Here is an 8,554-nt window from a genome sequence, read left to right on the forward strand (position 1 = left end):
TCAGTTCTTCCGCCTTGGGGAACGAGTGCTCTTGGCTCATCATCATGGCTTCAGCTTAACCCTTTTTTGACTCCTGTCAACCCTTATCCCTGAATCCTTACTTTTTAACAGTATGTTAATTTGAAGCTATGCTTTATTAATCAAACTATGGCTTGGATTATTTTTGCAACGTTAACTGCACTCTTTGAGTCCCTAAAAGATGTTACGAGTAAACGCGGTTTAAAAACATTAGATGAATATGTCGTTGCTTGGTCAATGATTTTTTTTACCCTCCCTTTAATGCTCCCTTTATTAGGCATCATTGACATTCCTGAATTGGGCGACAACTTTATTTGGGCACTCATTGCTGGAGGAAGCTTTAATGTGATTTCGATGTTGCTTTACATTCGAGCATTAAAATTAGCTGACTTATCTTTGGCTGTTCCTTTAGTTACATTTACCCCTTTATTTTTATTAATTACTTCTCCCCTTATTGTCGGAGAACAACCGACTTTAATTGATGCGATAGGCATTTTTTTTATTGTTACGGGTTCCTATATTCTCAACTTAAACCAAAGACACAAAAGTTTGTGGGCTCCTTTCCAAGCACTACTCAAAGAAAGAGGATCGCAGTTAATGTTACTGGTGGCTTTGATTTGGAGTTTAAGTTCAACGGTAGATAAGGTGGGAGTGCAGAATTCTTCTCCAACATTTTGGGCAATTGCTAACTATAGTTATATTACGATTGGGATGCTACCCATTATGTTGTATAAATCTCGTAATAGCTTACAGCAAGTGGTTACCAATTTACCGACCTTAGTTCCCATTGGATTTTTACAAGGTTTAGTCGTCCTGTGTCAAATGCAAGCCATTAGTTTAACGTTAGTGGCTCATGTCATTTCAATTAAGCGGATGAGTGCCTTACTCAGCGTATTATGGGGACATTTAATCTTTAAAGAGAAAGGATTAAAAGAACGCGCTGCAGGGGCAACTGTCATGGTTATGGGTGTTGTTTTAATTACATTAGCTTAAAAAGCATCATCTCTCATGCAAATTTAATTAACTATTCGTTATTATTTAACTTTTGCTGCGCTGAACTAGTAAACGTTTTATAAAGCCTTGTAATACGATGAATGCCACTACTCCCACCTGATAATAACCCTGCTGCGAGTAAGATATCGACTGTATGGAAGAGAATTCTTTGCCAGCCTAATAAATTGAGCTCTTGGACAAACGGTTGTAATATTCTCACACCAGCTAAGCCAACACTAAACCCGAGAAACAGTCCCGCAAAGCTCGTAATTTTTTGGGTTTGATTCCGATATTTTCTGAGTTCTTTCCGTTTTGTTGCTAATTCTTTTTCTTCTTCTAAGTTTAGCTCGTTTTTAGCAGCTAGAAAATCAATTCTATCCTGTAAATCTAGTTTATTTACTGCACGAAAATTGCTAATAAAAATTTCTAGAGAGCTTTCAATTGCGAGAGAAATAAAAATCAGGATTGCAATCTGACTGCCGATATTAGATTCATTAAATGGTTTCCAATTAATACTGTTACTAAATTCAGGGCGAAACATTAACAGAAGAATAGTAACAATTAAAATTCCACCAATTGTAACAATAAATAGCTTAGTTTCTCGTGACATGAATTCGATATTTTATGGTCAACTCATCCCACCTTTAAAAGTGGTTTTAATAACTAAGGTTAATCAGTTTCTAAGATTGATTCAATTGCTTTGAGTTCTTCAATTGCCTTCCGGATACGTTCTAATAACTCAGTGCGGGACGGTTCCTGAGGAGACGGTTCAGAAGGAGTCGTTGGAATCTTGAGAGACACCGCGATCGCGCAATGATCGGATAGGAGATCTTGACGAGACAGGGGCTGATTATAATTAACTTGTTCAAAAGAAGATTGATCCCACCATTGATTTGTTATTTGGTCTAAAACAATATGATCAATATAGTCGGGATATTGCCCATTAAAACAAGTTGAGAGACGGTTTTCAGTGACTTTAATTAAATCCGCATTAATGGGATTGCCATCATCAATTTCTTGCCAAAAGTCATCATTAATTTGATTAAAACGACGATTAAAATCGCCCATTACGACAAAGGGAATTTCTGCTTGTGCTCGCTGATCAATCCACTCTTCTAAAATCGGCAATTGTTGTTTCAATTTAATACAACCGCCTCGAACTGACCCCGTGAGGTCTCTTTCAAAACAGCCTGATTTGAGGTGAACCGATAGCATTCGGATTGCTTGGTCTTCACCGACTTGCACGGTAATATCCGTTCCATAACGAACATCACCCACATCTAAGGCTTCATAATCGGGATTTTGCTCAACTCTAATGCCTTGACGCATCGCAAACCCGGTTCGCTGAGGATGAGTGCGACGAGAGAAAAAGAACTGATAATCGGCTTCATCGAAAACTTTTCGGGCTGCTTCTACGCCATCGACTTCTTGTAAGGCAATCACATCTGCATCTAATAATTCCGCGTAATCTTGCAGTTGACGAAAATCTTTATTGGAGTTCGGTCTGAGGTTTTCAATATTCCAAGTGGCGATCTTGAGTGAGGTGGAATTCTCAGCAGCGATCGCGGGGAGAGAAAAGTAAACTAAAATACCTAAAATAAAACTGAAAGTACTGGTCAGGAATAGCGAGGGTTTCATCGGCAATCAACATTAGAGAAGATAGGTTTAATTATTACGGGTATTGATAAAAAAAGCAGTGTGATTACAACCGAAAAAGAAGCGGAATTCGTCACTCAAAACCGTAACGGAACATACTGAAAAATGGAGCAATTTTGAGGTGAATTCTTTGTGAAGAGCAGGGATCAAAAAAGTGATCATTGCGGTAATAGAAAATCCAAAAGATAATCACACCCGGTCTCCAAGCATAATCTATGGAAATTTTTGGGGATTAAAGCACTCGCAGAATCCGATTTGCGAGGAGACAGTGGAATTGGTCTAATGGAAGATAGATAAGTTGATCATGTTAAAACAGAATGGACGTTAAACAAGGCTTTGTTGGTACAGTTGGGAATACGCCCCTCATCCGTCTCAACCGCTTAAGCGACGAGACGGGTTGCGAAATTTTAGGAAAAGCAGAATTCCTGAATCCTGGCGGATCCGTTAAAGATCGCGCCGCCCTCTATATCATTAAAGATGCAGAAGAAAAAGGCTTACTCAAACCCGGCGGAACCGTAGTGGAGGGAACCGCTGGCAATACTGGCATTGGTTTAGCCCATATCTGCAATGCCAAGGGCTATAAATGCCTGATTATTATTCCCGAAACCCAATCTCAAGAAAAAATTGATGCGTTACGAACCCTCGGGGCAGAAGTCCGGACGGTTCCGGCGGTTCCCTATCGCGATCCCAACAATTATATTAAAGTTTCAGGACGCCTGGCAGAAGAAACAGAAAATGCAATTTGGGCCAACCAGTTTGATAATGTAGCCAACCGACGAGCCCACTATGAAACCACGGGTCCCGAAATTTGGCGACAAACTGAGGGTCAAGTCAATGTTTGGGTTGCATCGACCGGAACCGGTGGCACCTATGCCGGGGCTTCGATGTTCTTTAAGGAAGTCAACCCGCAGATTCAATGTATCGTTGCCGATCCCATGGGGAGTGGTTTATACAGTTATGTAAAAACGGGTGAGATTCATACGGAAGGGGGTTCAATCACTGAAGGGATTGGGAATAGTCGGATTACGGCAAATATGCAGGGCGCACCAGCTGATGATGCAATTCAAATTGATGACCCCACCTGTGTCAAAATGATTTATCAGTTGCTCCATAAAGAAGGACTCTTTATGGGGGGTTCTGTGGGCATTAATGTGGCAGCGGCTTACCAATTAGCCAAACAAATGGGTCCCGGTCAAACCATTGTTACCGTCCTTTGCGATAGTGGCACGCGCTATCAGTCTCGTTTGTATAACAAGCAATGGTTAGCGGAAAAAGGTTTGCTCGCTGGCGTCGAACAATATTTTTAGTGAGACAGACACTTGAGGAGAGAGGGTGTTGAATAACAAATGACTAATGACCAATGACCAATTCTAATCCTCGGCAAGTGGCGTTGTATGCGCTGCGTGATGTAATTTTAAAAGGCGCTTATGCAGAAGTAGCGCTCGATCGCGCTTTATCTCAATCGACCCTCTCCTCCCAAAATTATGGCTTAGCGAGTGAGTTGGTCTATGGTATTGTCCGGCGACAACGCACCCTCGATGCCCTCATTGATCAATTTGCTAGTAAACCTACCTCTCAACAACCGCCCAAACTCCGCTTAATTCTGCAACTGGGCTTCTATCAACTGCGCTATCTCACACAGGTTCCCCCCTCAGCGGCGGTGGATACGAGTGTAGAACTAGCAAAAAGTAATGGTTTAGGGAAACTCTCCGGGGTGGTGAATGGCATTTTACGCCAATATATTCGGCAACGAGACAGCAAGGGCGATCCTTTACAGTTACCGGATGACACGATTCAGAAACTGGGAATTCAACATAGCTTTCCCGATTGGATTATCCAACTCTGGTGTAATGAGTTTGGCGAAGCAACAGCCGATCAGTTAGGACATTGGTTTAATCAATCTCCCACCCTTGATTTAAGAATTAATCCCTTACAAACCACCCGAGAAACTGTAGAAAAAGCCTTAACAGAAGCGAAGATTGCTTATTCTCCCTTACCGTTTGTTCCCTTGGGGTTAAGACTCTCCTCTGGTGTCGGCAAAATCGAACAGCTTCCCGGGTTTAGGGAAGGGTGGTGGACAGTTCAAGATTTTAGCGCCCAGTTGGTCAGTTATTTATTATCACCGCAAGCAGGAGAAACAGTGATTGATGCTTGTGCCGCACCGGGTGGGAAAACCACTCATATCGCAGAATTAATGGCAGATGAGGGGAAGATTTGGGCCTGCGATCGCGCGGCGAGTCGTCTGAAAAAGGTGACTAACAATGCCCAACGCCTCCAACTACATTCCGTAGAAACTTGTGTTGGCGATGCGCGAGACTTGTCTCAATTTGAAAATACAGCAGATCGCGTTTTAATTGATGCCCCTTGTTCCGGTTTGGGAACCCTCCACCGACGCGCGGATCTCCGCTGGCGACAAACCCCAGAAAATCTCGTTGAGTTAGCCAACTTGCAACAAGAAATCTTAACCGCAGCGGCAACCTGGGTCAAACCCAACGGAGTTTTAGTGTACGCTACTTGTACGCTTAATCCCTTAGAAAATGAAGAGGTAATACAAGCGTTTTTAACGAATCATCGGCAATGGCAAATTGAATCGCCGCCAGAGTCGTTTCCGGCGCCATCCTTGATTTCTCCGTCCGGTTGGTTAAAAGTGATTCCCACGGAACACAACAGCGATGGCTTTTTTATGGTCAGATTGAGACACACCAAAATTTAGAATAGTAATTCACAACCGAAAAGTACCGATCACGCCTTCCCATCCCAAAAACCCGATTGCCTCTAGCAAGTAGCGAGAGTTACTCGGGAGCATCCCATTTGGGCAAATAGACTTTCAGCGCTCCGTATCGCCAGTAACAATTTCAGACTGCGGCGAGTGATAGCCTGATAAAACGATAAAAGTAATCGTAGCCACTGAACTTCTAGGTCACCCCCTTTGATCAGTCTGGTCTCTCCATTTAACTCCTGATCAAGCCGATGAGTCTTCTTGGAGTTAAGCCAGAGTAGGCGTCGTGATCAGGTAAGCTGGCAATGAGCGTTAAAGGTTTAGTAATGCAAGAGCAAGACAATCTGAATCGTCGAGAGCCATCGCTCATTTTGTGCTTAATTCCCATTGGCATCCTAATTGCGTTGATGGTATTCAACGTTATCCTATTCAAAGATAATGCTACCTTTGGTCCCAATCAGCTGGCATTACTTCTCGCAGCACTTGTCGCCGGCTTAATCGGTATTTTTTCTCTAGAGCTTTCTTATTTCTTTCTAGAGAAGCAGGTGATCAAGTCCATTGCAATGGCACTCCAATCCATTTTGATCCTGTTTGTAGTTGGCTCACTTATTTCAGTTTGGATTGCTAGCGGCATTGTTCCGCTGATGATTTATTACGGCTTAGAAATCATTAACCCTCAGGTTTTCCTCGCTGTTAGCTGTATTATCAGTTGTCTTGTAGCCCTTTGTACAGGGAGTAGCTGGTCTACAAGTGGTACGATTGGGATTGCTCTGATTGCGATTGGTCAAACGCTTGGTGTACCGATCAGTATGGTTGCTGGGGCAGTAATTTCCGGGGCTTATTTTGGCGATAAAATGTCCCCTTTATCCGATACAACTAATTTAGCTCCGGCAATGGCAGGAACAGACCTATTTAGCCATATTCGCCATATGGTTTACACCTCAGGTCCAGCAATTACGCTTTCTATCCTGGGCTTTCTCATTGTTGGTTTTTTTCATCAAGGTGGCAATCTTAGTAGTGACGCGATCGCGGAGGTTCAAAGCACAATTACCGATCACTTCCAGATTAACCTAGTGCTACTAGCCGTTCCTGTACTCGTCGTAACAATGGTGGCACTGCGAGTTCCTGCCTTGCCAGCACTGATTGCAGGTGTGCTTCTTGGTTGCCTTGCCGCATTAATTTTTCAACGGGAATTATTAAGTGGCATGATCGACGGTAGTTTCTCCCTTAACCGTGCCTATGGGGTTTTGATGGGTATTGCCGCCAATGGCTTTAGTATCGAGACGGGTAATGAGGTCATTGACTCTCTATTTTCTCGAGGGGGCATGAGCAGTATGCTAAACACGGTTTGGCTCATTATCTGTGCCATGGTGTTTGGCGGTATGCTAGAAGCTTGTGGGATGTTACAGAAATTGGCGAACGTTATTCTGGCAGGGGCACGTGGGGCAGGAATGCTAGTGGGTTCAACCGTGGTCACCTGCCTATTTATGAATGCAACGGCATCGGATCAATATATTTCCATTGTCGTTCCCGCTCGCATGTTTCGTTCAGCATACCTCAAGTATGGATTACATCCTAAAAACTTGTCCCGCGCTGTTGAAGATTCCGGTACAGTAACCTCGGTGCTGATTCCGTGGAATTCTGGGGCAGCCTTTCACTCTGGCGTTTTGGGAGTGTCAACCCTAAGTTATCTTCCTTTCTGCTTTTTTAATCTTCTTAGTCCAGTGATCTCAGTTTTGCTGGCGGCAGCGAATCTAACCATTGCACGGATTAGTGTGGAGGCACTGCAAGATACCGAGATGATCGTTTCAGAACCAACTGGTTCTCCTGATTAAACCTGAGCCTCAAAACCACCAAAATGCGGAAAGTTCTACTTTATATTGATGTCAACCAACTTGGATCTAAATTGAGCTTTTTGGAGCGAGCTGTTGCCTATGTCAGAGCCTTGGAAGGACAGTTTTTAGTGATGACCGTGATGCCCGATTACCAAGCTTACTTTGTTAGTCCATTACTCCCGGAACAGTTTGCAGAGAAAGCTCATGCCAAAGCCATAGCAGCCTTAGATGAATTTGCAACTCGCTATCTTCCTGATGAGTTGATTGACAGTGTTATGATCCGATACGGCTTACCTCACACACAGATCTTAGCAGTGGCAGAAGAAGAGCAAGTGGATTTAATTTTCTTCAATGCGGATCGCCCCGAACCTGTAGACTATTTATTAGGCACGATGGAAAGCCGTGTCAATCGTCATGCCGCTTGTGATGTGATGTTTTTCCATGGTCATTAGCTAGACAGAAGCGCCCATTAAAAGACTGCCATGACACTTGCCTTGTATTTATGATATAAACAATTTTATTGATCGACAGAGGTTGTTATGCTTCAACATTTTCTTCAAGACGCGACAACACTGTTTGTAGTTATTGACCCTGTTGGACTGGTACCAATTTTCATTGCCATCACTCAAAAAGAGCCTCAAGTGAGCCGCCAGAGAATTGCACTTTTAGGAGTGGGCATTTCGACAATTGTTTTATTCGGGTTTCTCATTGCTGGTCAGATGTTATTGGCAGTTTTAGATGTTGGTTTGCCAGCTTTTCGAGTTGCGGGTGGTTTGTTGTTACTCATTGTGGGCTTACAGATGGTGCTTAGTCAGGGAGAACATTCCGCATCAACTGATCCCGAATCTTCTATTGATCTTGCTGTTTTTCCGTTAGCAACCCCCTTAATTGCCGGACCTGGGGGAATTACGACCATCGTTTTGTTAACGGATAAGGCAAAGTTTGGCGCAATGGAGCAGCTCATCACCTCATTAGCACTACTAACCGTATTACTGATCACCTACCTAGCGTTACTGTCGGCCAATCTCATCCAGAAAGGGTTGGGGCGTACAGGAGTCAACGTGATTACTCGGATCTTAGGTCTATTGGTTGCTGCTTTAGCAACAGAGACAATCTTAGCCGGAATTCGACAATATTTTATTTAGTTTGGTCGTACTAAGAACAATTCTCCAATTTCGAGGATTCAAAGGGAATGGGACGGGCAACTCTGGTTAGGGCTTACTGAAAAAGTGCGCGATCGAGGCTAACCATCAGTAAGTAAACCATCGATCAATACACAGTCAAATCTGACTCCGTAAAAAATCCCCTTGTTAAATTGATTAAAGTCTATGAT

Annotated in this window: 8 protein-coding genes; 6 read left to right on the forward strand and 2 right to left on the reverse strand. The window is 43.3% G+C overall.

Annotated features, from left to right (window positions below):
- The first annotated feature begins 147 nt into the window (after window positions 1-147).
- Window positions 148-1,011, forward strand: coding sequence for an EamA family transporter (locus GVY04_14785; GenBank protein NBD17350.1), 864 nt, complete (start codon window positions 148-150; stop codon window positions 1,009-1,011).
- Window positions 1,012-1,042: 31 nt separating this feature from the next.
- Here GVY04_14785 and GVY04_14790 read toward each other — a convergent pair whose 3' ends face one another.
- Both GVY04_14790 and GVY04_14795 read right to left on the reverse strand, forming a co-directional pair.
- Entirely contained in the window at window positions 1,043-1,621 is a 579-nt protein-coding gene (locus GVY04_14790) for a hypothetical protein (protein ID NBD17351.1), read from the reverse strand.
- 59 nt (window positions 1,622-1,680) lie between these two features.
- Window positions 1,681-2,649, reverse strand: coding sequence for a hypothetical protein (locus tag GVY04_14795; GenBank protein NBD17352.1), 969 nt, complete (start codon window positions 2,647-2,649; stop codon window positions 1,681-1,683).
- A gap of 335 nt (window positions 2,650-2,984) precedes the next feature.
- Between GVY04_14795 and GVY04_14800 the strand changes: the two genes are divergently transcribed.
- From GVY04_14800 to GVY04_14820, 5 genes are all read left to right on the forward strand, one after another.
- A complete protein-coding gene (locus tag GVY04_14800) occupies window positions 2,985-3,974 on the forward strand; it encodes a cysteine synthase A (protein ID NBD17353.1) in 990 nt (329 codons plus the stop codon).
- A gap of 53 nt (window positions 3,975-4,027) precedes the next feature.
- Window positions 4,028-5,380 carry a 16S rRNA (cytosine(967)-C(5))-methyltransferase gene (locus tag GVY04_14805; protein ID NBD17354.1) on the forward strand — a complete coding sequence of 451 codons (1,353 nt, stop codon included), beginning with the start codon at window positions 4,028-4,030 and terminating at the stop codon, window positions 5,378-5,380.
- A 332-nt stretch (window positions 5,381-5,712) separates the two neighbouring features.
- The gene (nhaC, locus tag GVY04_14810) at window positions 5,713-7,221 is read left to right on the forward strand and encodes a Na+/H+ antiporter NhaC (GenBank protein ID NBD17355.1); all 1,509 of its coding nucleotides are present in this window, start codon (window positions 5,713-5,715) and stop codon (window positions 7,219-7,221) included.
- A 23-nt stretch (window positions 7,222-7,244) separates the two neighbouring features.
- Window positions 7,245-7,673, forward strand: coding sequence for a universal stress protein (locus GVY04_14815; GenBank protein ID NBD17356.1), 429 nt, complete (start codon window positions 7,245-7,247; stop codon window positions 7,671-7,673).
- Between the two features lie 87 nt (window positions 7,674-7,760).
- On the forward strand, window positions 7,761-8,366 hold the full coding sequence (locus GVY04_14820; GenBank protein NBD17357.1) for an NAAT family transporter: 606 nt from the start codon (window positions 7,761-7,763) through the stop codon (window positions 8,364-8,366).
- Window positions 8,367-8,554: the final 188 nt, after the last annotated feature.

It is taken from the genome of Cyanobacteria bacterium GSL.Bin1, assembly GCA_009909085.1.
GTDB lineage: Bacteria > Cyanobacteriota > Cyanobacteriia > Cyanobacteriales > Rubidibacteraceae > Halothece.

What these genes read in the sequence shown, in the direction of transcription:
- GVY04_14785 (NBD17350.1), top strand. Translation starts at nt 148, where the DNA reads ATGGCTTGGATTATTTTTGCAACGTTAACTGCACTCTTTGAGTCCCTA.
- GVY04_14790 (NBD17351.1), bottom strand. Translation starts at nt 1,621, where the DNA reads ATGTCACGAGAAACTAAGCTATTTATTGTTACAATTGGTGGAATTTTA.
- GVY04_14795 (NBD17352.1), bottom strand. Translation starts at nt 2,649, where the DNA reads ATGAAACCCTCGCTATTCCTGACCAGTACTTTCAGTTTTATTTTAGGT.
- GVY04_14800 (NBD17353.1), top strand. Translation starts at nt 2,985, where the DNA reads ATGGACGTTAAACAAGGCTTTGTTGGTACAGTTGGGAATACGCCCCTC.
- GVY04_14805 (NBD17354.1), top strand. Translation starts at nt 4,028, where the DNA reads ATGACCAATTCTAATCCTCGGCAAGTGGCGTTGTATGCGCTGCGTGAT.
- nhaC (NBD17355.1), top strand. Translation starts at nt 5,713, where the DNA reads ATGCAAGAGCAAGACAATCTGAATCGTCGAGAGCCATCGCTCATTTTG.
- GVY04_14815 (NBD17356.1), top strand. Translation starts at nt 7,245, where the DNA reads ATGCGGAAAGTTCTACTTTATATTGATGTCAACCAACTTGGATCTAAA.
- GVY04_14820 (NBD17357.1), top strand. Translation starts at nt 7,761, where the DNA reads ATGCTTCAACATTTTCTTCAAGACGCGACAACACTGTTTGTAGTTATT.